The sequence below is a fragment of the Paenibacillus sp. B-A-8 genome (genome assembly GCF_048572915.1).
Classification (GTDB): Bacteria; Bacillota; Bacilli; order Paenibacillales; family Paenibacillaceae; genus Paenibacillus_AQ.
In genome coordinates this window covers 626,763-649,940 of the sequence record NZ_CP183882.1, presented here as the reverse complement: position 1 = coordinate 649,940, position 23,178 = coordinate 626,763, and the positions used below count along the sequence as shown (strand labels likewise).

The following is a 23,178-nucleotide window of genomic DNA, read 5'->3' as shown; positions in this document are numbered from 1 at the left end:
AAAAGGACCCATCGTTCACAAAAAGTGAATGATGGGTCCTTCTAATTCGAGGTATAAACACCTCTATATACTATTCTTTAATCAAGCTTAGAAACTCCGCACGAGCGGCGGCGTCCTCCCGGAAGACCCCTCTAGTAGACATGGTTACCGTCTTGCTGCCCGGCTTCTTTACTCCGCGTGCACACATACAAAGATGTTCACCTTCCACAACGACCATAACGCCATGAGGGCTTAATACCTCCGTCATAATATCCGCAATTTGAGTCGTAATACGTTCTTGCACCTGCAAACGCCGACTCACTGCTTCAACAAGGCGAGCTAGTTTGCTGAGTCCAGCAATACGTCCGCTCGGAATGTATCCAATATGCACTTTACCGAAGAAAGGAGCCATGTGATGCTCACATTGGCTGTAATAGACGATATCCTTCACGATCACTAGCTCTTCATGAGACTCATCAAAAGTAACACCGAGCGCCTCGCGGGGATCTATCGAATAACCGCCGAATATCTCCTCGTACATCCGCGTAACGCGGGCTGGTGTTTCAAGCAGTCCCTCGCGGCCGGTATCTTCACCGATTAATTCTAATATTTTCTCAACGTGATACTCGATTTGCTCACGGTTCTCTGATACTTTACCGTTCACGTATTCATTGATGTTCCCCATGATGTCTCCCCCTTCCGCACCCGTATAAATTCTATCCGGACCCGGTTACTTACTTCTACGTTTATTCCCTTTAGCTGCTCCTGGGCGGGCGCCTGTCTGGTTCTGATTCTTCATCATCTGTTGGGCACGTTGCATTTGTTTCCCATTCAGGTTATAACCCATTTGTTTTGCAACCTTTTGCAGCATTTCAGGATCATTCTGCATAGTTGTCATTTGTCTGCGCAGATAATATACACCGATGAAAAAACCACCGATGAGACCTACGACCAATGTAATAATAGGTAATGCGATATTCATCTAAAGCCCACCTCTACACTCTATTGTCTACATCGCCAAATGGCGCGCGAATCTATCATAGCATTTCGAGAACTGTACAGCAATTGGGAATATACATCCTGTCTATGATCTTTTTCCTTCATTAACATCACTGTCCTCTCGTGCCTGCTTCGCAGTTAGGAGTACATCCTGTGCCCTGCTCAGCATTTGCCTAACTGTGTCATGCTCTTCGCGTTCTAAAGCCGATTCAACAGCAGCTAGAGCCTGCTCACCACCGATACGTCCCAGCGCCCAAGCAGCAGTGCCTCGCATCTCTGGGCGCGGCTCTTTCAGAACAATATCTGTTAGCTTTGGCACAGCCCCCACTTCCTTAAAATTGCCGAGGGCGATGATCGCATTTCGTTGCATCGGCTTTTTGCCTCTCCAGGCAGCCGAGCTATTGCCGAATCTCTCTTTGAATTCACGATTGCTAAGATCCAGGATCGGCATTAACAATGGCTTCACGATCTCAGGATCAGGTTGCATCTGAGGGCGATGATTCCAGTTCTTCCCCCTATTCTTAGGACATACAATCTGGCAGGTGTCACAGCCGTATAGACGGTTCCCAATCTTGGTCATGTATTCGTCGCTCAGAAACCCTTTAGTCTGCGTCAAAAAAGAAATACAGGCCTGCGCATTCAATTGACCCGGACCCACCAGCGCGCCGGTCGGGCAGGCATCAATACACTTGGTACACTCCCCGCAGCCTTCTTCAACAGGCTCGTCCGGAGCAAAAGGAATATTCGTAACCATCTCCCCTAGATAAATCCAGGATCCCCATTTAGGTGAGATGATAGAACAGTTTTTGCCGCTGAAGCCTATTCCCGCTCTTTCCGCGACCGCTCTATCCACCAGTACGCCGGTATCCACCATACTTTCAAGCACAGCCTCCGGTACACGCTCATGAATAAAGTCCTCTAACTTACTTAATGCCTCTCTGAGCACATGATGATAATCCCTGCCCCATGATGCCCGGGCGAGAATGCCTCTACGCGCACCCGGTTCAGATTTCGGAGGATCCACCATTTTGGAGGGATAGGCCACAGCAATCGAAATAATAGACAAGGGCTTGTCCCCAGAGCTCAGTGCGGGGATCGTCCTTTTATCCAAATCCGGTTCCTCGAAACCAGATTCGTAACCTTTGTCACGATGGTCTTGCAGAATATTTTTTAAATATAAAAAAGGCTCCGCAGTTGTAAACCCGATATCATCAATACCGAGTGATGACGCAGCCTCCTGAATTTCCGCTTTAAGCTGTGCCCACTTGGAAGGCGGGGGAGCATAAGGTGACTGAGATGTATCGTTCATTTCCGCCTTCTCCTTTACTAATAATCTATAAATTCCTTATAGTCCTTTCAGTTTAGACAGCGGCCACCAAATATAATCCGCTCTGCCTACAATCATGTCCTGTGGGATAGATCCAAAATAACGACTGTCCTTGCTTGCTGAAGCATGCCGGTTATCTCCCATGACAAAATAGCTTCCGCTCTCCACAGTTAACGCCGCGAAATCAGGGTCTTCAATTTCGGTATCTATATACGGCTCATTCACTATTTTTCCATTCACATATAACTGGTGATCCTTCACCTCTATGATATCCCCAGGTATACCGATGACTCGCTTCACTAAAAAGTCCTTACGACTGGGCCCTGTGCTCGGATCATGAAGAATGACGACATCCCCGTGTTTCGGGTTTACAAATATCAATGAAAGCTTATTAATAAAAAGCCTCTCACCTTCCAAAAGCGTTGGCTGCATAGACTGACCTTTAACCGTTGATATATTAAATACAAAAATATTAAGAACCGACATCACCGCAAAAACAATTACCGCTGTAAGCAACCAATCCTTCAATTCCGCTACCACTTGACCTCCAAAGCTCTTTTTTGATCTGGAGGATCTATGTCTTTGCTTCCGATTACGCATGAACTCTACTTGGGGCTCCTGGCTCAATATGTCACCTCTTATTCTCGATTATTGATGTTTATACTTGCAGATATTATAACAATAAAAAAGCATATCTCCCAGCCATTAGTAATGGACTTCTGGAAAATACGCTTGAGTATGAATGAAACAGACTATATCATCAACTATAGTTCTTTATTTAGTAAATGTTTCCGCTTACGCATCTGGATGATCAAAATTACCCAACAATGCTCAGCTTCCGAACAGATTTAAAAATTTGATTCTCGTTATATCCCATAGCTTCGTACAATGGTAATGCAAAAGAATTATGCTCATCGACGGCTACAAAGATACCACTAACTTTACGAGCTTGAAACCTGGATTCCATAGCCGATACCAGACTTCTTCCGACTCCTCTGCGGCGATAATCAGGATGTACAGCAATCCGGAAATAACAACCGTGGTTTTTCTCAATCGTACCAATCAGTGCTCCAACAATCTCTTCTTCATCTTCAGCAACTACAATGAGATCGGAATCCCATGAAAGCTGCCTGGAGAAAGGCTCGATAGTGTTCTCGAAACATTCTTCCGATAATGCAGTTTGCAGCAAATCAGTCACAGGGCTAACGTCGCTTAATTGAAAGGAACGAACGTGCATTCTTTAAAATCTCCCTTGTCTATGGCTTATGAATTTAACAAAAAGAAGGGGTTCCCTTAACATTGAGAAAATAAAAAAAAGCATCAAATACCGAGGAATACCTGCTTTTAAATCTATTAAAGCACACTTTTCTCGCGATATCATCACTTTTCTTTTGAAAGCGCTTAATATCAAGCGTTTACATTTTGAGTTAGATTCATTGTTTCATTATAAGGGTAATTATAAAGAGTTATGTCTATAGGGTGAAGACTCTTGCTTTTTACATTTTAAATACAATTGACATTTCTGTTTACATTCCAATCATACTTTATAAACATTTATGTTTGTTTAGTGTTGCATTATTGATCCAGATACTGTTTAATTAAAGTATCCTATTGGGCGATACCCTATAGTACATATCAACAATAAAGAATTTTGACGATAAACCGCCGAAGTTCTTTATCTATACAAAATTCTAATATACTCAGGAGGGATTTTTCCATGGCATTTCAATTACCAGCACTTCCTTACGCAAACAACGCACTTGAACCACACATCGACGCACTAACGATGGAAATTCACCATGACAGACACCATAACACATATGTGACTAATCTGAACGCAGCTTTGGAAAAGGCACCTGAATTGCAAGGCAAAAGCATCGAAGAACTTCTTACAGATCTGAACGCTGTACCAGAAGCTATCCGTACTGCTGTTCGTAACAATGGTGGCGGACACGCTAACCACACCCTTTTCTGGGAAGTTATCGGACCAAACGGCGGTGGCGCACCAACTGGCGCTCTTGCAGCAGCTATTGATAGCGAGCTGGGCGGATTTGAAAAATTCAAAGAAGATTTCGCAGCAGCAGCAACTACTCGTTTCGGCAGCGGCTGGGCTTGGCTAGTTGTTAAAGATGGCAAACTGGCAGTAACAAGCACACCTAACCAAGACAACCCAATCAGCGAAGGTGCTACTCCAATCCTCGGACTCGATGTATGGGAGCACGCTTACTACCTGAACTACCAAAACAAACGCCCTGATTACATCAAAGCGTTCTGGAACGTAGTAAACTGGGAAGAAGTTGGCAAACGTTACGAAAGCGCGAAATAAGGAATTAAATTCGGCTTGAGCTTGTAGCTTAATAGCCTAATTAAAAAAGGTATTCCCTAGCCGAATAGGCTGTGGAATACCTTTTTTTATGTTGCTCTACTGGGCAGAGTCCCTGTCTTACTATAATTGGGGAATAACTCCCTAAAATTCAGCGATATGCTCCATAAACACTAGTAATAAGGGAAAACCTCCCTAAAAACCAGCGGTTCTGGAGCATAAATAAGATATTCACCGAAATTTGAGGGAGGTTTTCCCTAAAATGATTAAAAACAGGCGAAAAGGGCATGATTTCAGGGAAGAATTCCCTAAAAACAAATTTTGATCACTCTTGAATTCATAAAACAACAGAACCAATTAGATGTTAGCATAGTCCATTCCATACTTTGCTTATTCCCATACTTCTACATCAAACAATCTCTACTTCCCCGCTTTCGCCTGCTCTTCCTGCTCATCGAAATAAAGATTCAGCAGCTTCAAGAAGACATTAGGGAACGCATAATTAGCCATATCTTTACGGCTAATCCAGCGTACAGCTCCGCCGTCCTCAGGACTAGCGTTACCGTCCTCGAATCTCTCTACGGGTATGCTGCTGTCCATCTCTGGGAACAGCCCCGCATCCGTGTTATACACTGCTCGTCCTTCTGCCGCCATCGGCAGCGGAAGGGCGTCCTCCTCCCTGCAGCGATACACCTGCAGGGTCCACACAATATGGCTGAAGATATGCTCAGCAGCCATCCAGTGCTCCTCAGGCCGGGCGGAGATCCCGGCCTGCCGCAGTGACCGGCGCAGCCGGTCCAGCGCCGCGGCCTCCGGCAGCCGCGCGCTCTTGGCGCCGCCTTCTGCTGGCGGCGCCTGCCAATGCGGCAGCTCCCACATGCGGGCTAACAGCCCGCTTTGTGGCCGCTGCCGGATGAGCACTTGGCCCGCGTGGGCACCGCGGCCCTCGATTAAGGCCGCCAGCCGCTCCTCTGGGCGCGGCGGCTTGGCCTTGGTCTTGACGGGCAGCGAAGTCTCGCAGCCCGCCAGGCGCGCAGCGCAATGCTCCATCACCGGGCAGGTTAAGCAGCTCGGTGATTTCGGGGTGCATACGAGCGCCCCAAGCTCCATAAGCGCCTGATTAAACGATGCAGCTTCTCCCTCCGGGATCAGCTCAGCCGCCAGGCGCTCCATTTTCACGCGGGTGGGTCCCTTGGCGATATCATCCTCGATGAGGAAATATCGAGACAGCACCCGCATCACATTACCATCTACCGCTGGCTCTGGCCGATTAAACGCGATACTGAGAATAGCCCCAGCAGTGTAAGGTCCCACTCCCTTTAAGCTGAATACCGCCTCGCGATCGTTCGGCACCTGCCCACCATATAGCTCTTTTACCTGCTTGGCTGCATGCTGTATATTACGTGCTCGAGAATAATAACCCAAGCCTTCCCAGCACTTAAGTACATCCTCCTCAGGGGCGTCAGCGAGGGACTCCACCGTCGGAAAGCGTTCAATAAAACGATTAAAATAAGGGATCACCGTATCTACCCTTGTCTGCTGCAGCATGATCTCGGAAATCCAAATATAATAAGGATTGCGATGCCTGCGCCATGGCAAATCCCGCTTCTGCCCTTGATACCACTTCAGCAAATGATAACTGAAATATTGCTTGGCCTCCCGCAGCTCCTGATCTTGTTTATCTTGTTCTTCCTTTAAATCCATCTGATCTTTGCGTTCACACTGGTCTTGTTTTTCTTGTCTCTCTTTTAATTCTTGTCCTTCTTGTCCTTCTTCTCGTTCCTGTAAATCCTGTCGTTCTCGTTGTTTCATTGTAATTCTCCTTGCCCTTCTATAATCATGGTTCAATTCATGAACCTAGCCCCTCTACTACTGCAAAAGCTGAAGCCAAATCACGGCCATGTGTTATCGTAAGATGAATGGTATACTTCTGCCCTTCAGGTAGATCCAGTCTACCCCAGGCTTCACATGATAAGATTACTTCTGGCTTACCTTTAGGGTCAGGTAATATCTCAATATCGTGAAAACCAACTATATTGCCGATGCCGCAGCCTAAAGCCTTCACAACGGCTTCCTTGGCAGCAAAGCGCCCGGCTACGAACTCCGCCAACCTCCCGCCTCGTTGCTCGGCAAGTTGGTACTCTTGCTCCGTTAGGATGCGCTGATTAAATTTTTTCCCCTGTCCCCTACGCATTACTTCTGAGATTCGTTCAATTTCTAACACATCATGTCCGATTCCGTAAATCAAAATTTCACGCTCCTTATGGACGTGTATCCTATATTACTTCAATAATGGTATGATCATTATACAGGTCATTCATTTCAATTTTAAATTATAGTCCTATAAGATTCTTTCTGCTATCTTAAAAGAAAATGCTTTGGAAGTCCATTCAGGCGCCTTCGTGATGGACTTACTGATTTACTTCATTTATATATTAGAAAGAGGGGATTACCCTATGCAGCATCGTAATTTCGAAATACCAGCTGGTGAAGACGCTGTAATCCGCTGCTCGCATTTTCCTGCTCAAGGCGTGCCTAAGAGTCTTATCGTTATTGCACACGGTTACAAGGGCTTCAAAGATTGGGGGATGTTTCCTTACATAGCCACTGCTCTCAGCCAAGATCATGAAGTGATCACCTTCAATTTCTCTCATGCTGGAATTGGAGAGGATCTGCTGCATTTTACTGAGCTTGAGAAATTCGCCCGCAACACTTTTCGTCGTGAGCTGAAGGACATGGAAATACTGTTGTCCTATCTTAGCCAGCACCCGAAATTTGGCAGCCTGCCATTATTCCTTCTTGGGCATAGTCTTGGAGGGGGAATAAGTCTGGTCTATACGCTTGACCATCCCGATGAAGTTAGAGGAGTCATCTCCTGGAACGGGGTTACGAAGCTCGATTTGTTGACGGAAGAACAAAAGCAGGAGATGAAGGAAACCGGACGTACCCATGTCCTTAATGGACGTACCGGCCAACAAATGCCGCTGGATGCTGTTATTTTAGAAGATATGGAGAACCATAAAGAGCGCTATAACATCCTTGAGCGCATGAAGACAGCTTCCTTCCCGGTAGTCCTTATTCAAGGCAGTCAGGATGGCGCACACCTCCGGCAAGGGTCTGAACTACTCACCATACTTCGACCGGATATTAACTGGGTGCAGATTCCTGAGGGAAATCATACCTTCTGCACTGTGCATCCTTTTGCTGGAACCACTCCACAATTGGAGCTTGCTATTGCTGCAACCATTAATTTTATCACTCAGACGCTTGCCGACTAATTCTTCTTATAGTCTACCAATCTCCCAAGGGGACCCCAAATACTATTTCTGATATGTTAAAAACCGCCACAAGTTCTGCAACTACGCAGTCCCTGTGGCGGTTTCTAGTTCAACCTATTCTTAAATTCCAGGAATGACATTGCGCTTATGCGCCGTTCTCCGATAATAATTCTCGAGTTTCTCCGCTACCTCAGGGTTAACCTGTTTGCCTTCCAGATAATCGCTATTATCATCATAAGTAATCCCCAGCTCGGTTTCATCCGTCTGCCCCGGCCATAAGCCTGCCGTAGGTGCTTTAGTGACAATATCCGCAGGTACACCGATATGAGCAGCTAATTGACGAACCTGACGTTTGTTAAGCGTGGATAGAGGTGTAATATCTACTGCCCCATCCCCCCACTTGGTGTAGAAACCCGTAATAGCCTCAGAAGCATGATCCGTTCCAACTACAATCAGATTGTTCTCAAAAGAGAGCGCATATTGCATAACCATACGTGTTCTTGCTTTAACATTACCCTTGCCTTGATGCGTCATATGGCGATGTTGTCCCAAGGACTTCAGACCATGTTCAACCTCAAGCGCAATTTCATTTACAGCTTCCTCAATATTAGTCTCCACTGTATGGGTCAGATTAAAAGCTTTAGCGACATCGTAACTGTGCTGGATATCCTCTTGAACACCATATGGCTGGAATACGCCAAGCGTAATATACTCTGTGCCTTCCTGTGCTGACAGCTCGTCCGTAGCCTGCTTACATAGACCTGCTGCTACCGCGCTGTCCACCCCGCCGCTAATAGCGATCAATAATCCTTTGGCACCTGCCTTGAGCACGTACGACTTTAAAAAATCAACTCGTTTACGAACCTCTGCTTCTACATCAATCGTTGGCTTCACGCCAAGATCAGCAATAATTTCTTTCTGTAAACTCACAAACCACACCCCGTTCCATCAGAAATGGTTCCATATCCATCAAAATATCCATACCAAGTGAAGCACTATGCTTCTAAGTATATTCTATCCCATTATCGCTCTTATATTTTGAAAAATCCCGCAACAGCCGAATTACCGACTGATGCGAGATTATATGGAATAACTTTTTTTACTGGCAAAAACGTTCAAAGACTTCTTTCAATTCAGCAGAAATTTCAGCAGCCGAACGATTCTCAACACTATGACGTTCAATAAAATGAACGAGCTCTCCATCCTTCATCAATGCGATGGAAGGGGAAGACGGCGGATAAGGAGCAAAATATTCACGTGCTTTAGCAGTGGCTTCTTTCTCTTGACCTGCAAACACTGTGAACAAGTGATCCGGAGTAATCTCATTTTGCAGTGCCTCAGCTACACCAGGACGACATTGTCCAGCGGCACAACCACAGACCGAATTCACAACTACAAGTGCCGTACCTTTTGCAGTAGGAAGAGTGGCTTCCACCTCTTCTGGAGTCATAAGCTCCTGAAACCCAATGCTTGTAAGGTCATCACGCATAGGCTGAATTGAATCTCTCATATATTGATTAAAAGACATGGACATTTCTCTGCACTCTCCTTCACTATTTACTGTTTTGTCAGATAACATTACAGCAGTACTTACTAACTTTATTATACATTCATACTCTGTGAAAGCAAGAGATGCTACAGTAACCTGATTCAATCCGTAAGCGTTACTCCGCTATATTCTTCCTTTACTAAAGGGAATGAGATGGTAAACACTGTACCCTCTCCTTCTACAGACTCTACATTTATTTTTCCGTTATGTCGCTCCACAATACTGAGACACAAGGATAAACCTAGACCCGTTCCCTCCCTTTTTGTTGTGAAAAAGGGTGAAAACAACTTCTCTCGTTGACTTTCCGACATGCCGATTCCCCTGTCCCTTACAATCAGCTCCACTTTATCCTGAGTACTGTGTGTTTCCAGTGTTAGAATTCCCTTGGGTCCCATAGCTTCCATGCCGTTTCGTCCTAAATTAAGGATGAGCTGTTTTATTTCCCGAACATTTAATTCCATTTCATGAATGGATGCGTTCAGCTTTAGCTCAACACTTTGACCGCGAAGATTAGCATCCGCCCACAGCAGCGGACTGATTTCTTCTATAATACGATGCAATAGCACTTTCTCTTTATCTGAAATCCGGCTCTGGGCCAGTGATAGGAAATCGTTAATAATACTATTCGCCCGATCCAGCTCCTCTAACACGATCTGATAATAAGAATCCAAATCATCCGAACTCTTTTCTCTCATCAGCTGCAAAAATCCACGAACTACCGCCATAGGATTACGAATCTCATGGGTAATTCCAGCAGCCATCTGTCCTACTAAGCTTAGACGTTCTACATGATCCAGCTCTGAGCGGAGTTTCACTTCATCCGTAATGTCCTGCGCAATGAGTACAACCCCACCAGATAATGCTGTGTTGGTATTCACTAGCGGTGCTGAATAAATTTGATAAACTCGCGACTCATGAATCATTCGCTCATGGGAACGTCGTTTTTCGCGGATGTTATCCCCTACACGCTTATATGCCTCAGCATCCACCGAACCATTAAAAAATGCCCTCACTGGCTTGTTAATGATATCCTCTCTTCTCAAATGAGGATAATGAGTTCTTATCATTCCCAACATACAATCGTTTAGTTCGGTCACGACTCCGTAATCATCCAGAGACATAATACTAATAGGGACTACGTTTGTAATCTGCTGCAGCTTCTCAGACTCCCACTGAAAATTATCACTTTTAGTTTCCATATGTACCTTAGCCCGCCATCTACTCCAGACCATTTCAACAAAATAAACAAAAATACCACCAAGTGCGATGGTGAAAAACAGATACAAAGTAATCAAAAGTGACTCGCTCGAATTAGACTCATATATATTTTTACCGCCTATAATAGGTACAAGTGCAATGAATAACATATTCGGACAAAGAACCATCCATAACATCCCTATCTTCTCTACCACTGTGCCTTTCTTAAAAGGCTTAGCTAGCCCAAACAGCAACGGATATAATAATATTCCTGAATTTAATATCATATTACTTATTCCTGTCGGCTCTGCGATGAATATATTACAGACGAGCAAAAAGATGGACAGCAAAATACCTGAACGTACAGTTCCATATAAAATACCGATATAAGCAGGGATCATCCCTAAATTCAAATAAGCAATACCGAATAAAGTCGTCGAAAGTAGAGTGCACAGAATAAGGCTTAATGTACAAGCCATAACCAAAAAAGTTTGATTATCTGGGAAACTACCTTTTTTTCGAGCCACAAGCCCTTGGTCTACCCACCATTGAATTAGAAAAAGAAAGGAGCATGCTGCCGATATTTGCAAAAATATATCCTTGATTGCGCCAATAATTACAATCACACCCCAAAATGGACAAATTCCCCTACATGTCTAGATTAAAGCACAGGTTTACTCTCCTGACAACGATAATCACTAAGCAGAAGGAGAAGACTGGTTACATGAGAGTCAGAATGGTATGATTCCGTTAGGAAAACACGGAGCAATACCCGTGTCTTAACATGTAAAGGAGTAAAATTTCATGAGCAACTACGATGTGATCGTCATAGGTGGCGGCCCTTCAGGATTAATGGCAAGCGTGGCTGCAGCAGAACACGGGGCATCCGTACTACTGATTGATAAAGGAGCTAAGCTAGGAAGAAAGCTTGGGATATCTGGTGGTGGACGCTGCAATGTAACGAACGTCAAGGAGAGAGATGAGTTGATCTCCCATATTCCCGGAAACGGGCGTTTCTTGTATAGCGCCTTCGACCATTTTAATAATCAAGATATCATTGCCTTTTTTGAAGGCTTAGGCATTGCATTAAAGGAAGAAGACAACGGACGGATGTTTCCAGTTTCCGATAAGGCATCCAGCGTCGTCTCCGCCTTAATTAACAAAGTACGAAGTCTGGGCGTGCAGATTATGACGGACAGCCCTGTCTCACATGTAATATATGCAGAAGGGGCTGTTAAGGGCGTTCAGCTGAGCTCGGGTAAAACGATCTCCACTGCTGCTGTCATCATCGCCACCGGTGGGAAGTCCGTGCCTCAGACCGGCTCTACTGGGGATGGGTATCCTTGGGCGGAAGCCGCAGGCCACACCATTACTGAGCTGTTCCCGACAGAGGTACCGATTATTTCACGGGAAGAGTGGATTAAATCCGGTGAGCTGCAAGGATTGTCGCTGCGCGATGTGGCACTTACTGTTTGGAATCCTAAAGGAAAGAAGGTTATCTCTCATCGTGGAGATATGATTTTCACTCATTTTGGATTATCGGGACCAATTGCTCTGCGGTGCAGTCAATTTCTGAGACAAGTCCAACGTAAATCCGGCACAGACACTGTCGAGATGTCCATCGACCTCTTCCCTGATCTGAACGCACAAGAAGTGGAAGCTATGGTGCAGGACAAGCTGGAGCAGGAACCGAAGAAAGCGATCCGCAATTCGTTGAAGGGGTTGCTGCCAGAACGTCTCATCCCTCTCTTATTAGCTAAAGCTGACCTAGATGGAGATATAACGGGCCATCATGTATCCAAGAATGGATTGCTCGCTCTAGCAGGTATCTTGAAACGGATGCCCGTCTATGTTCACGGTACCCGTTCCCTGTCCGAGGCCTTTGTTACCGGAGGCGGGGTAAATCTGAAGGAGATCGATCCCAAAAGAATGGAATCTAAGCTTATGCAAGGACTATTCTTCTGCGGTGAGGTGCTTGATATCCATGGCTATACCGGTGGCTACAATATAACAGCTGCCTTCTCTACCGGTTATACAGCAGGCAAACATGCCGCAGATCTAAGACTTAACTAAAACGACGCAACTAAAAACAGCGTGATTTGAGAGGCTTCTCAATTCACGCTGTTTTTATGTCTATCTATCATTCTTTCCCTAAACGGAACGTACCAAATATTCTGCTAATAAAGAGTCCTACCATGTATCCAACCGGAACAAACAGGATGATCCCCCACCATCCATACAAAGAGAGACAGATTAGTGCGGAGGAAACCATTGTAAAGGGAAGCAATAGAATAGGGACCGCATGCATCCCCGCTTCAGCCTTTTGTTCTTTCGTAAACGGTAGTATCCCAATGTAATCATCACCAACAAACAAAGACCAGAACGAGAACAGCCAAAAAGTCATGAGTGATGTTAACACTACAAATCCCAGCCATTTGAAACCCGATGGAATAATAAGAATCGCTACGGCGGACACGGCTGTAAAAGCTAAGTAGAGCTTCAAATGGGCCGGATTCCGTACGAGTGCCTTAATCGCTGCCGCAGAGAAACGGCTCTCGGCAGTCTTTGATTTAAGCAAAGGCTGTGACTTCCGGAAAATCCACGGCTTATGACGAGTCGGACGAGGTTTATCCAGAACATTGCGGAGCAGAATGGCTGCAATCTTCATCCGCTGCTTGTAGTCTTCGCGCACATCGTTCATAAATGTCCCGCGCATCAATAAGCGCCAACGGAAAGCGATAATCGCAACGACTGTAAATACAACCGCACTCAGCAATATGAAGAGCGGGCGATCATTCCAAAGGCTAGCTACTCTGAAATAAATAGCGTTTGGGACGGAGATCGCCAGGAATAGCCACAACCAGCGCCGCCAACCTTGCTTCTGTACTTTTACAAGATGCCCAAGTAGCTTAACACACCAGCTGCACGCCAAGGTCAGAGCGAAGAGCGACCATACCTCAAATGAAGTCATTTCAAATCCCCGAATCAGAAAGGGCAATAGCAGTGCAAAAGCAACACAGAATTTAAGCGAGGTTACAAACAGGCTGTAGAGCAATCCGCGAAATACAATCGTATTAATCCATCGCTGCCGTTGTCTAAGAAATAATAGATCCCCTTCCTGCAATAATAGCACCAATCCCCCATTGCAGATCAGGAGCACTAATAATGAAGGAATGAACATAAACGGCAGATTCACACTCCAAGCCGGTAGCGCCTCATTCCAGAAACCATAATACAAACGCCCTCCCAGCAATCCCCCGGGAATAAGAATATATAAGAGAACGGTCCAATCAGCCGCTGTACGAATAATAGCGGATTGCTCACGCCAATGAGAGAATAGCCTCCGTCTGAATAGTTGTTTGGAGTTAGAAAAAGCAAACGTCCGCTGTCCCTGCTTACTCATGTCAGTTCGTCGAAGCAATCAAACAACGACGCCTCCGGCAGTCCAGCATAATCACGTATATCTTCGAGTGTTCCCGAGGCGGCAACCCTTCCCCCGGAGATCAGTACGAAATCATCGCATATCTTCTCTGCAGTATCCAGTACATGCGTAGACATTAATACACCTGCCCCTCGCTTCCGCTCTGCTTCCAGAAGTCGCAAGAAATCTTTAGTGGCGCGAGGATCTAGACCGATAAACGGCTCGTCCACAATATAAACATCTGGCTGTACCAAAAAACCAAGCATTAGCATCATTTTTTGTTTCATGCCCTTTGAGAACCCGGCTGGAAGATCATTGCGCACATGGCCCATACCAAACTGCTTCAGCAACCTTTCTGCAGTTTCTTCGAACTGTTCATACTTCAGTCCATAAGCAGCGGCCGCTAAATCCAAATGCTCCCACAACGTCAAATCCTCATAAAACACAGGCTGCTCCGGTACATAAGCGTAAGATTTATTAACTCCGCTAAAAGACACCTTAGCCTTGGTATTCTTCAGCAAACCAAGCAGGGTCTTAATGGTTGTACTCTTTCCAGCACCATTAGGTCCGATCAGTCCGAGCAACTGCCCTCGCTTCACCTGAAAAGAAATATCGAATATGCAAGGATCTCCCGCCTCATAGCCAGCTTCATCGATCTCAACATCGAGTACAATGTCGTCATAGCTCTCGGTATCCACTATTGTTTCTTCTTTTTCCATACTCTCCATCTCCTAGATACTTCTAATAAATACTATTATAGATTGCATTCTCTATAACGTATATGAATGATATTCGAATGGTCAACAGAGGCAATCGAAACTTATCTAATCGTACTATATATTTTTCCTGAAAATAATCAAGCTGCTTTTTTCACAATAATAACTTAAGCCCTGCTCAATAGCGAACAAAAGAAACCTCCCATTAAAGGGAGGTCTGTCCTACAAGATCCATGTTATTCGTCGCTGCTGCTCCCTCCAGCTGCTTGATAGCCGCCTCATCCCTGCGCTCAATTTTGCCACGCAGCATTAACAACCCCAGCCCCAGCACTCCTGTAAGCAGACCAGATAGAATAAAGGCAGACACTGGACCTGATGCTGTCACTAAAGCTCCACCGGCTACAGGTCCTAGAATGACGGCCGCGCTTGTCAGACTGCCTATGGTCCCAAACACACGTCCCGTGTATTCTGCAGGTGTCCGTTGCTGGAGCATCGAATTGAAGGGTATAAACGCTAGTCCTGCACCCACACCGGCAAACATGAAGGACCCAAACAAAGCAATGTTCATCCAGATTCCTGCCTGACCGTGAGCAGTTACGATCCCTGCACTCGAGAAGACAGCCCCCATGATTACAGCCCCTAATCCCATAAAGATGAGCGGATGCTTGCCACTGCCTACGCGGCTCACAAACAGCGCTGATAGTAAGGTTCCAAGGCCACTCGCTGCTACACACCAACCCAGCAAATCACCGTTTACACCTGGAATTTCCCGGAATAACGTTACAATCTGAGAGTCACCGATCTGCAGCATTAACAGTACCAGTACCAACGTAACAATTCCACAGAGCACCACAGGCATTCCTGCGATCACCTGCAGACCCGCGGACATTTCTTGGCGGAAGGATTTACGCACCTCAGTTTCCCCTGTGCTTGCTTCTGCATTCTCCTTCTTCACCGCAGCTATTCGCGGTAATCCAACCAAAATGATCGCCGATAAAATGAAAGTAGCAGAGTCAATCATGTAACAAGCAGCTATTCCGAAGGCTGCCACCAACAATCCCCCGAGAGCGGGCCCCACAATTTTGGTTATCTGTTCTATAGATGAACTAAGCGCCATCGCTTTATCCATCTGGGCCGCGGGAACAAGTTCCTTAATCTTTCCGCTTTTGGCCGGTGAGAAAAGCACATCCATACATCCTTTTGCCAGTAGCAGCACATAGACTTGCCACAGCGAGCCTGCAAATACTAAGCAAATCACAATCGCCGAACGTGCTATATCCGAACCAATCATTAGTGCCTTTCGGTTGAAACGATCACTTAAATAACCAGCAAAGGGGCCTCCTAACAACAGAGGTACAGCCATACATAAAGATATAGCCGTAATTTCCCACGGTGTAGCATTCCATTTGAACCCTACCATTGTCAGTAGCGCAAGGATATGCAACCAGTCTCCTACATTCGATACAAGCTGTGCGGCGATAAGCAGCATGAACGGCTTATTTGCGGTTAGCTTACTTTCTTTTAAATCATGTATTCGATGTTCCTCCATCTTCACTTCACTCCCCGTTACTATTTCTCAATGAAATAATAGTAAAATATTGGAGATTGTCATTCATCCGTCTGGAGGCGTAAATAGTACTTGAACCGGGGGATGAAATTGAGATCCTATCAGAGACTGAGGTCAAAAAACATTCAATTTCAACATCTTCAAAAAATTGTTTGATTTTTAATAATTAAAAGTTGCTCATTGTGACAAATCACATGTTCTTCATTCAATCTTTCACGTATTCTATTGTTATCTCAAAGTTCGTTGCACAGGTAAACCGTGCACTAATTAATATGATTACAGACGTGCGACGAGTTCACATGATTAACGATAGAGGGTGGAGAAGCATGATACAATCTTATGAACGTGATACACAATTAACACTACATTTGTACCGGGTATTTGCCAAATCATTCAAGAGTATTAATGAGCATGCTGTTACCGGCAGCAAAATCGAAGGTTTTAATCCTACTGCCTTTGCCGTCATGGAAGTGTTGTACTATAAGGGACCACAGCCCATTCAACAAATTGGTGCTAAACTGCTGCTACAAAGCGGTAACGTGACTTACGTGATCGACAAGCTCGAAGAACGTGGCTATTTGCAACGCAAGCCTTGTCCAAGTGATCGTCGTGTGATTTTCGCAGAACTGACAGCGGAAGGCGAACGTCTCATGAATGAGATGTATCCGAAATACTCAGAGCGTCTTCATCTTGCATTCAGTGGACTGAATGATGAAGAGAAGGAACAAATGATCACTCTGCTCAAGAAGATGGGCCTGCAAGCTGAGAAGCTTTCCCCTCTTCCCCGTAAGTAGAACTAGCGTCTAGGCTGCTTTTCACTTCATATTTGTTAGACAAGCTGTTTTCACACGAAGAAGCCCGACCGGCAAATGCCTGGTCGGGCTTCTTTATGTGATTTAGAGAATGAATTATGCCTTTTTCAAAGACGAAGTAGCGTCCTCAACGGAAGGTACACCCTTGCGCAAACCCCAAGATATTACTAACGACAACACCGCGAAAACTGCCATCATGATAAATAACGAATGAAGTCCCCCTTCAAGTGCACCACGCAAACTGTTTGATACTTCACCAGACAGATTAGTTCCTGTATGCGAGCCAAGCAACTTATTAATGTCATCACCTGTAACGTTTGAATCTGGTTGTTTTCGCAGCAGCTGATCAATATTCAAGTTCAGCCAGGAACCAAATATAGCCACCCCAATGGTCTGACCCAGTGACCTTGTAAATGCATTAAGCGCTGTGGATGCGCCACGTTGATCATACGCAACCGAGGACTGCGCGATAATCGTGAAGACCGTAGAGGAGTATCCGAACCCTACTCCACAGACCAGCATCAAGCATAAGAGGATTAGCTGCGAAGACTCTCCGGTCAAGAAAACCAGACCAATAGCTCCGGCAGCAATCATCATCAATCCAAGCATTGCAGTTCGGCGAGAACCTGCCCGCAGAATCATTCGTCCACCTGCGATTGACCCAAACATCCAACCTACGGACATTGGAGCAAGCAGCAAGCCTGAGATCGCAGCGCTTTTTCCTGATACGCCCTGCACCCATAAGGGAATATACGTAGAAAGTCCAATAATTAATGTACTTACCAGCAGATTAGCACCCGTTGATACCGCGATGTTACGATTTGAGAATAGGTTCAGCGGAAGCATAGGCTCTGGTGCACGGCGCTCCACAAACAGAAACAGGATTAGCAGGATAACCGCTGCACCCAGTGTTGCGAGTAGTAATGGAGAGGTCCATGCCAGGTTCTGCCCTCCCGTAGAAAGTCCAAAGAGTAGAGCCCCCATCCCTGCTGCAAAAAGAAGAACGCCTGCCACGTCGATTTGTGTCTTCCGACGCACCTTCTCTTCCTTCAGGTAGCGCGCAATAAATATCATTGCCAACACACCAAATGGCAGATTAAATACAAATACCCAGCGCCAGCTTAAGTAATCGACAACATAGCCCCCAAGCAGCGGCCCTACCAAAGAAGAAATCCCCCAAACAGAGCTTAGCAACCCTTGCGTCTTTGCTCTTTCTTCAATGCTGTAAATATCACCGATAATCGTAAAGGTCATTGGAATAAGTGCACCCGCACCGATCCCCTGTATCGCGCGAAACAGGATCAGCTGTTCCATACTTTGCGATATGCCGCATAATAATGAGCCTAATAAAAAAACAGCCGCTCCCCACATGAATACAGGCTTGCGTCCGAATAGATCACTGATTTTGCCGAAAATAGGTGTTGTAATAGCCATTGCCAATAAATATGAAGTAAATATCCAACTCAGCCACTGCATTCCCTGAAAATCGCCAACAATCGCCGGCCCCGCTGGCCCCGTTACAGTCCCCTCAATAGCGGCCAGAAACGTAGCCAGTAGTACCCCTGTTAATATTAGTTTGCGTTCTAAATCCCCTGTTGACTTCAATGTTCCAAACCCTCTCTTTATGTATTATGTGAATTGCCACTCCTCGCGCAGCAGAGCATGAAGAGCAGCATCCTGAAAGCCGGAATCAATCTGCCGATATTGACGCAATACGCCTTCCTTCTGAAATCCAAGCGCATATACCAGCTTCTCCGCACGGATATTATCAGGATGACAAAGTGCTTCTATTCGATTCAAGCCCATAATATTGAAGCCAAAATCGAGTACAAGCTCAAGCGCTTCTTTCATATATCCAAGTCCCCAAAAGGCAGGTGACAGATCACAGCCTATTTCACCACGGTAAGCTCCCTGAAGCTGCCAATGGTTATAACCACAGCTACCTATGACTTCCTCCCCAGGTCCAATAATACTCCAACGTAAGCTCTCATCTTCCTGAGCCATCTGTGATAGTAGTTCAATAAGCTGTTTCGTCTCTTCTATAGAAGATAACGCCGGTGCACCCAGCCAGAGAGAAACGTCCGGATGAGACCATACCTGAAATAATGCTGAAGCATGCTCAGTAGTCATAGCACATAATTTTAATCTTCTACCAAACAGTGTAGGTGTCACTCCATTGCATAGATACAATTCTCCGCCCCCCCTTCAACTTATCAATTATACATCATTCAAGAGTATATCCTTAAGCTAAAAGTTCTAATTTTTTAACATCTTATATTGTAAAAAGCGCCCGGATCAGGCGGCACACTCACCACTTGATCCAAACGCTTTTTAATAACCTTACCGATTAATGATTCCATTCCGTCAATTCACGACTTCACTACACAACACCTGAAGTTTGGCTCGAATATCCTTGAACTCTTCAATACCCGTGCCAGTGATACTGTACCCTTCACTATGTGCAGTCAGAAAGTTGTCCAGCGTCAGCTTTTCCAATTCCTGTTTCACTTCGCGTTCTCCTACACGATACCCCATGTCTTCCAGTCCGAGCAGCATCTCCGAGATCGTCACATCTTTATCATGTGCACAATAAAGCATGTGAATTCCTATGAACAAGTTCTGTACATCGGCGCGCATATTCCACTCCTTCTGGCTACAAAGCCTTCGGTATTTACTCTTGCATTACCCTATGACAGTTCATTGGAAACATCATCGTAAGGGCTCAACACTTTATACAGATCATAGCGTACTACAAAATATTACAAAACAATGTTGTGTCTTGACGTACCCCACATAGCTGTACTATGTTGTTAGTTACAGTTATGGTTTCATATTGACTTTAAAGTACAGGAAGGTGATGCTTCATGTTTCAAGCTATGCCATATGATGGAACGCGCAGCGAGCAGTTTGAAGCCGTTCTAACCCAACTCGAAGCATTGATGAAGGACGAACCAAGTGCTACAGCCAATCTAGCTAATGCTTCGGCACTGCTTAAACACGCTATGCCGGATACGAATTGGGCTGGATTTTATTTATTTGACGGTAAGGAGCTAGTACTCGGACCCTTTCAAGGCCTCCCTGCATGCATTCGAATTCCACTATCCCGCGGGGTGTGCGGAACGGCAGCAGCAGAGCGACGCACGCTTGTAGTAGGAGATGTACATGCATTCCCAGGTCATATTGCCTGTGATGCAGCCTCTAACAGCGAGATTGTTGTGCCTTTAATAAAGGATGACCGCTTGCTTGGCGTACTGGATATCGATAGTCCGCTCAAGGATCGCTTTGATGATGAAGAACGCCGGTTTCTGGAGCGGTTCGCAGCATTAGTATCGGAAGCTATCTAAAAATCCTCTCACAAATATATACTTTCTGATAGGTCAAGCTTAAACGCCTTCGTCGTCCTCATAAGGACGGTAAGCGTTTAAGCGAGAAATATAAGACATAAAGTATGGTGTGAAACTTATACTTTATGTCTTATATTTCAAAAAAAACTGTCTTATTTGTAGGAGTTACCTACTTATAAGACAGCTTTTTTCCGATGGCCTACAGTCGAACTGGGCTTATATTCCAAATTTCTGCCGCATAACGACTAATTGTATTATCGCTGGAGAATTTACCGGAATGACCAATGTTAATAATGGACTTCTTTAGCCATTCCTGTCGGTTACGATATGCCCGATCAATTTCAACGTGCGTCTCAACGTAACTAGCGAAATCTTTAAGCACAAAGAATTCATCGTTATTATCCAGAAGAGAATGGAAGATGCTCTCAAACTCCGTAGCATGACAACATATAGGTCCTGGTTTGATTAACTGATCCAGTACTTCTTTCACACGACTATCCCCGTTGTAAATGTCACGCGCATGATAACCGCCATGTTGGTAGTAATCCATGACCTGCTCCGCACGAAGTCCGAACAGGAACATATTGTTGTCCCCCACCATCTCATGCATTTCCACATTAGCGCCATCCATCGTACCTACCGTCAATGCACCATTCATCATAAACTTCATATTCCCGGTGCCTGACGCTTCTTTGCTGGCGGTAGAAATCTGCTCACTGATATCCGCCGCAGGAATGATCTTTTCTGCTAGGGATACCGAATAATTTTCAAGGAAAAAGATGCGAATCTTTCCTTTAACATCGGGATCTTTGTTGACTACCTCTGCAACTGTATTAATTAATTTGATAATCCGCTTCGCCAGATGATAGCTTGGTGCTGCCTTTGCTCCGAATATAAACGTGCGCGGGACCATATCCATCGAAGGATTATCTTTGATCTGATTATACAAATGCAGAATATGCAAAATATTAAGCAGCTGGCGTTTGTAGGCATGCAGACGTTTCACCTGTACATCAAAGATAGAATCGGGGTCTACATGTACCGAATGCTTACTATAGATGTACTCTGCAAGACGCAGCTTATTCTGGCGCTTAATACTGGCTACTTGTTCCTGGAAGGAAGCATCCTCACAATATTTAATCAAGCCAATCATTTCTTGAGGATGGCTCACCCAACGGGTCCCTATCGATTGATTGATCAAATTAGCCAGGTCCGGATTGGCATGCAGTAACCATCGCCGATGGGTAATTCCGTTCGTCTTATTATTGAAACGGTGTGGATACATTTCATTAAAAAGTCGCATCTCGCGCTTCATTAATATTTCTGTATGCAGCGCCGCTACTCCATTGACACTATGGCTCGCTACAATCGCCAGATGAGCCATCCGGACCTGATCATCATGAATAATCGCCATCTGCGCAATTCGATCCTGATCCCCCGGATAACGACTCATAAGCTCGCCACAGAAACGGGCATTGATCTCTTCAATAATTAGAAAAATACGTGGCAGTAGCTCCCTAACCATTTGAATAGGCCATTTCTCAAGCGCTTCACTCAGAATAGTGTGATTGGTATAAGAGACCATACGCGTCGTGATACTCCATGCCTCATCCCACCCTAAGCCATGTACATCCATCAGAATCCTCATCAATTCAGGAATCACCAGCGTTGGATGTGTATCATTAATATGGAGAGCTACCTTGTCTGGCAGCGATTCAATAGGGAGCCCAAGCTTGGCATAAGTTCGCAAAATACTTTGCAGCCCCGCGCTGCAGAGGAAATACTGCTGCTTCAGGCGAAGCAGCTTGCCTTCGTATTGAGAGTCATCTGGATACAGGAACTCCGAAATGGATTCTACAGAACGCTTATACTCCAGAAACTTATGATAATCCGTCCCAGCAAAGGAACCAAAGGTTCTAGAAGGCTGTGTAATGGATTCCGCACTCCAGTTTCGCAGTGTATTCACATGCCGGCGGTCTGCCCCAATGATAGGAACATCATATGGAACTGCACGAACGGCCTCATACTGACTATGCTCAAAGATAAGCCGCCCGTTCTCTTCGCGGGTCTCAATAACCCCCCAGAACCTAACTTCAACCTGCTTGTCTTCGCGGCGCACTTCCCATACATTATCATTCTGCAGCCAGTAATCAGGCAGTTCCACCTGATACCCATCGACGATCTTCTGCTCGAACAGGCCATATTTATACCGTATGCCGCAGCCATGTCCTGCATATTGCAAAGAGGCGAGTGAATCCAGGAAACAAGCGGCCAGACGACCTAGACCTCCATTCCCTAACCCAGCATCCGCCTCCTCCTCCTCGATATCCTGCAAACAGAAGCCAAGGTCCGCTAAGCCTTCACGTACTACTTCCAGTACGCCCATATTCAGCAGATTGTTCCCCAGAAGCCTACCGATCAAGAACTCCATTGAAAAATAGTAAACCTGCTTATCTTTATCGATCTTATATTTCTGGTTGGTTTCTGCCCAATTTTTCCCGGCGTTCTCGCGTATCATGTTGCCTAGTATTTTATAGACATCGGCATTCGAGGCTTCCTCAAGTGGTTTACCTAATTTACCAATGAGGGTCTCACGGAATACCTGTTTGAAAGATTCTTTATCGTTAAACAACAGTAGGTCCTCCTGACAAATGCTTTTTTTAGAA

At 45.4% G+C, this 23,178-nt stretch carries 21 protein-coding genes and 1 pseudogene; 5 read left to right on the top strand and 17 right to left on the bottom strand.

All coding sequences use genetic code 11. From position 1 onward, the window contains the following. Positions 1-70: 70 nt before the first annotated feature. From folE to ACN6MV_RS02955, 5 genes and pseudogenes are all read right to left on the bottom strand, one after another. A complete protein-coding gene (gene folE / locus ACN6MV_RS02975) occupies positions 71-664 on the bottom strand; it encodes a GTP cyclohydrolase I FolE (RefSeq protein ID WP_042123940.1) in 594 nt (197 codons plus the stop codon). Positions 665-709: 45 nt separating this feature from the next. Beyond that, entirely contained in the window at positions 710-961 is a 252-nt protein-coding gene (locus tag ACN6MV_RS02970) for a YneF family protein (protein ID WP_042123938.1), read from the bottom strand. 135 nt (positions 962-1,096) lie between these two features. Continuing rightward, positions 1,097-2,287 (bottom strand): annotated as a pseudogene (queG, locus tag ACN6MV_RS02965) (tRNA epoxyqueuosine(34) reductase QueG); the annotation flags it as partial. A 36-nt stretch (positions 2,288-2,323) separates the two neighbouring features. Then, positions 2,324-2,932 (bottom strand): signal peptidase I, encoded by a 609-nt coding sequence (gene lepB, locus ACN6MV_RS02960; RefSeq protein ID WP_419885646.1) that lies wholly within the window; start codon positions 2,930-2,932, stop codon positions 2,324-2,326. A gap of 190 nt (positions 2,933-3,122) precedes the next feature. Then, positions 3,123-3,542: a GNAT family N-acetyltransferase gene (locus ACN6MV_RS02955; RefSeq protein ID WP_042123932.1), complete on the bottom strand. Its 420-nt coding sequence runs from the start codon at positions 3,540-3,542 to the stop codon at positions 3,123-3,125. 480 nt (positions 3,543-4,022) lie between these two features. Here ACN6MV_RS02955 and ACN6MV_RS02950 point away from each other — a divergent pair, with 480 nt between their 5' ends. Next, a complete protein-coding gene (locus ACN6MV_RS02950; RefSeq protein WP_042123931.1) occupies positions 4,023-4,631 on the top strand; it encodes a superoxide dismutase in 609 nt (202 codons plus the stop codon). Between the two features lie 417 nt (positions 4,632-5,048). On the opposite strand, the gene mutY is transcribed toward ACN6MV_RS02950, so the two are convergent. Further along, complete coding sequence (mutY, locus tag ACN6MV_RS02945; protein ID WP_042131817.1) at positions 5,049-6,332, bottom strand: A/G-specific adenine glycosylase; 1,284 nt, start codon at positions 6,330-6,332, stop codon at positions 5,049-5,051. A gap of 145 nt (positions 6,333-6,477) precedes the next feature. Next, the gene (gene acpS / locus ACN6MV_RS02940) at positions 6,478-6,876 is read right to left on the bottom strand and encodes a holo-ACP synthase (protein WP_042123929.1); all 399 of its coding nucleotides are present in this window, start codon (positions 6,874-6,876) and stop codon (positions 6,478-6,480) included. A 208-nt stretch (positions 6,877-7,084) separates the two neighbouring features. On the opposite strand from acpS, the gene ACN6MV_RS02935 reads away from it, so the two are divergent. Continuing rightward, the gene (locus tag ACN6MV_RS02935; protein WP_042123927.1) at positions 7,085-7,906 is read left to right on the top strand and encodes an alpha/beta hydrolase; all 822 of its coding nucleotides are present in this window, start codon (positions 7,085-7,087) and stop codon (positions 7,904-7,906) included. 120 nt (positions 7,907-8,026) lie between these two features. Here ACN6MV_RS02935 and nadE read toward each other — a convergent pair whose 3' ends face one another. The 3 genes from nadE to ACN6MV_RS02920 all read right to left on the bottom strand — a co-directional run bounded on the left by nadE (position 8,027) and on the right by ACN6MV_RS02920 (position 11,278). Continuing rightward, the gene (gene nadE / locus ACN6MV_RS02930; protein ID WP_042123925.1) at positions 8,027-8,836 is read right to left on the bottom strand and encodes an ammonia-dependent NAD(+) synthetase; all 810 of its coding nucleotides are present in this window, start codon (positions 8,834-8,836) and stop codon (positions 8,027-8,029) included. A gap of 169 nt (positions 8,837-9,005) precedes the next feature. After that, a complete protein-coding gene (locus ACN6MV_RS02925) occupies positions 9,006-9,440 on the bottom strand; it encodes a BrxA/BrxB family bacilliredoxin (protein ID WP_042123923.1) in 435 nt (144 codons plus the stop codon). Between the two features lie 116 nt (positions 9,441-9,556). Beyond that, positions 9,557-11,278 (bottom strand): two-component system sensor histidine kinase NtrB, encoded by a 1,722-nt coding sequence (locus ACN6MV_RS02920; protein ID WP_419885645.1) that lies wholly within the window; start codon positions 11,276-11,278, stop codon positions 9,557-9,559. 178 nt (positions 11,279-11,456) lie between these two features. Here ACN6MV_RS02920 and ACN6MV_RS02915 point away from each other — a divergent pair, with 178 nt between their 5' ends. Further along, on the top strand, positions 11,457-12,725 hold the full coding sequence (locus tag ACN6MV_RS02915) for an NAD(P)/FAD-dependent oxidoreductase (protein WP_339289062.1): 1,269 nt from the start codon (positions 11,457-11,459) through the stop codon (positions 12,723-12,725). Positions 12,726-12,792: 67 nt separating this feature from the next. On the opposite strand, the gene ACN6MV_RS02910 is transcribed toward ACN6MV_RS02915, so the two are convergent. From ACN6MV_RS02910 to ACN6MV_RS02900, 3 genes are all read right to left on the bottom strand, one after another. Further along, entirely contained in the window at positions 12,793-14,073 is a 1,281-nt protein-coding gene (locus ACN6MV_RS02910; protein WP_419885644.1) for an ABC transporter permease, read from the bottom strand. Continuing rightward, entirely contained in the window at positions 14,052-14,792 is a 741-nt protein-coding gene (locus ACN6MV_RS02905) for an ABC transporter ATP-binding protein (protein ID WP_341110313.1), read from the bottom strand. The genes ACN6MV_RS02910 and ACN6MV_RS02905 overlap by 22 nt, the downstream gene beginning before the upstream one ends. A 202-nt stretch (positions 14,793-14,994) precedes the next feature. Next, a complete protein-coding gene (locus ACN6MV_RS02900; protein WP_042123915.1) occupies positions 14,995-16,338 on the bottom strand; it encodes an MFS transporter in 1,344 nt (447 codons plus the stop codon). Positions 16,339-16,682: 344 nt separating this feature from the next. Between ACN6MV_RS02900 and ACN6MV_RS02895 the strand changes: the two genes are divergently transcribed. Beyond that, positions 16,683-17,150 carry a MarR family winged helix-turn-helix transcriptional regulator gene (locus tag ACN6MV_RS02895; protein WP_042123913.1) on the top strand — a complete coding sequence of 156 codons (468 nt, stop codon included), beginning with the start codon at positions 16,683-16,685 and terminating at the stop codon, positions 17,148-17,150. 114 nt (positions 17,151-17,264) lie between these two features. Here the strand turns inward: ACN6MV_RS02895 and ACN6MV_RS02890 are convergent, their stop codons facing one another. From ACN6MV_RS02890 to ACN6MV_RS02880, 3 genes are all read right to left on the bottom strand, one after another. Then, entirely contained in the window at positions 17,265-18,773 is a 1,509-nt protein-coding gene (locus tag ACN6MV_RS02890) for an MDR family MFS transporter (protein WP_339289055.1), read from the bottom strand. 24 nt (positions 18,774-18,797) lie between these two features. Then, complete coding sequence (locus ACN6MV_RS02885) at positions 18,798-19,358, bottom strand: GNAT family N-acetyltransferase (protein WP_419885643.1); 561 nt, start codon at positions 19,356-19,358, stop codon at positions 18,798-18,800. 174 nt (positions 19,359-19,532) lie between these two features. After that, the gene (locus tag ACN6MV_RS02880; protein WP_042123906.1) at positions 19,533-19,805 is read right to left on the bottom strand and encodes a hypothetical protein; all 273 of its coding nucleotides are present in this window, start codon (positions 19,803-19,805) and stop codon (positions 19,533-19,535) included. Positions 19,806-20,032: 227 nt separating this feature from the next. On the opposite strand from ACN6MV_RS02880, the gene ACN6MV_RS02875 reads away from it, so the two are divergent. Then, on the top strand, positions 20,033-20,512 hold the full coding sequence (locus ACN6MV_RS02875) for a GAF domain-containing protein (protein ID WP_042123904.1): 480 nt from the start codon (positions 20,033-20,035) through the stop codon (positions 20,510-20,512). Positions 20,513-20,711: 199 nt separating this feature from the next. Here the strand turns inward: ACN6MV_RS02875 and ACN6MV_RS02870 are convergent, their stop codons facing one another. After that, a complete protein-coding gene (locus ACN6MV_RS02870; protein WP_339289052.1) occupies positions 20,712-23,144 on the bottom strand; it encodes a glycogen/starch/alpha-glucan phosphorylase in 2,433 nt (810 codons plus the stop codon). Positions 23,145-23,178: the final 34 nt, after the last annotated feature.

Bases quoted from the DNA above. Each gene is read 5' to 3' on its own strand.
- folE (WP_042123940.1), bottom strand. From the start codon at position 664: ATGGGGAACATCAATGAATACGTGAACGGTAAAGTATCAGAGAACCGT.
- ACN6MV_RS02970 (WP_042123938.1), bottom strand. From the start codon at position 961: ATGAATATCGCATTACCTATTATTACATTGGTCGTAGGTCTCATCGGT.
- ACN6MV_RS02955 (WP_042123932.1), bottom strand. From the start codon at position 3,542: ATGCACGTTCGTTCCTTTCAATTAAGCGACGTTAGCCCTGTGACTGAT.
- ACN6MV_RS02950 (WP_042123931.1), top strand. From the start codon at position 4,023: ATGGCATTTCAATTACCAGCACTTCCTTACGCAAACAACGCACTTGAA.
- mutY (WP_042131817.1), bottom strand. From the start codon at position 6,332: ATGGATTTAAAGGAAGAACAAGATAAACAAGATCAGGAGCTGCGGGAG.
- ACN6MV_RS02935 (WP_042123927.1), top strand. From the start codon at position 7,085: ATGCAGCATCGTAATTTCGAAATACCAGCTGGTGAAGACGCTGTAATC.
- ACN6MV_RS02925 (WP_042123923.1), bottom strand. From the start codon at position 9,440: ATGTCCATGTCTTTTAATCAATATATGAGAGATTCAATTCAGCCTATG.
- ACN6MV_RS02915 (WP_339289062.1), top strand. From the start codon at position 11,457: ATGAGCAACTACGATGTGATCGTCATAGGTGGCGGCCCTTCAGGATTA.
- ACN6MV_RS02905 (WP_341110313.1), bottom strand. From the start codon at position 14,792: ATGGAAAAAGAAGAAACAATAGTGGATACCGAGAGCTATGACGACATT.
- ACN6MV_RS02900 (WP_042123915.1), bottom strand. From the start codon at position 16,338: ATGGAGGAACATCGAATACATGATTTAAAAGAAAGTAAGCTAACCGCA.
- ACN6MV_RS02895 (WP_042123913.1), top strand. From the start codon at position 16,683: ATGATACAATCTTATGAACGTGATACACAATTAACACTACATTTGTAC.
- ACN6MV_RS02880 (WP_042123906.1), bottom strand. From the start codon at position 19,805: ATGCGCGCCGATGTACAGAACTTGTTCATAGGAATTCACATGCTTTAT.
- ACN6MV_RS02875 (WP_042123904.1), top strand. From the start codon at position 20,033: ATGTTTCAAGCTATGCCATATGATGGAACGCGCAGCGAGCAGTTTGAA.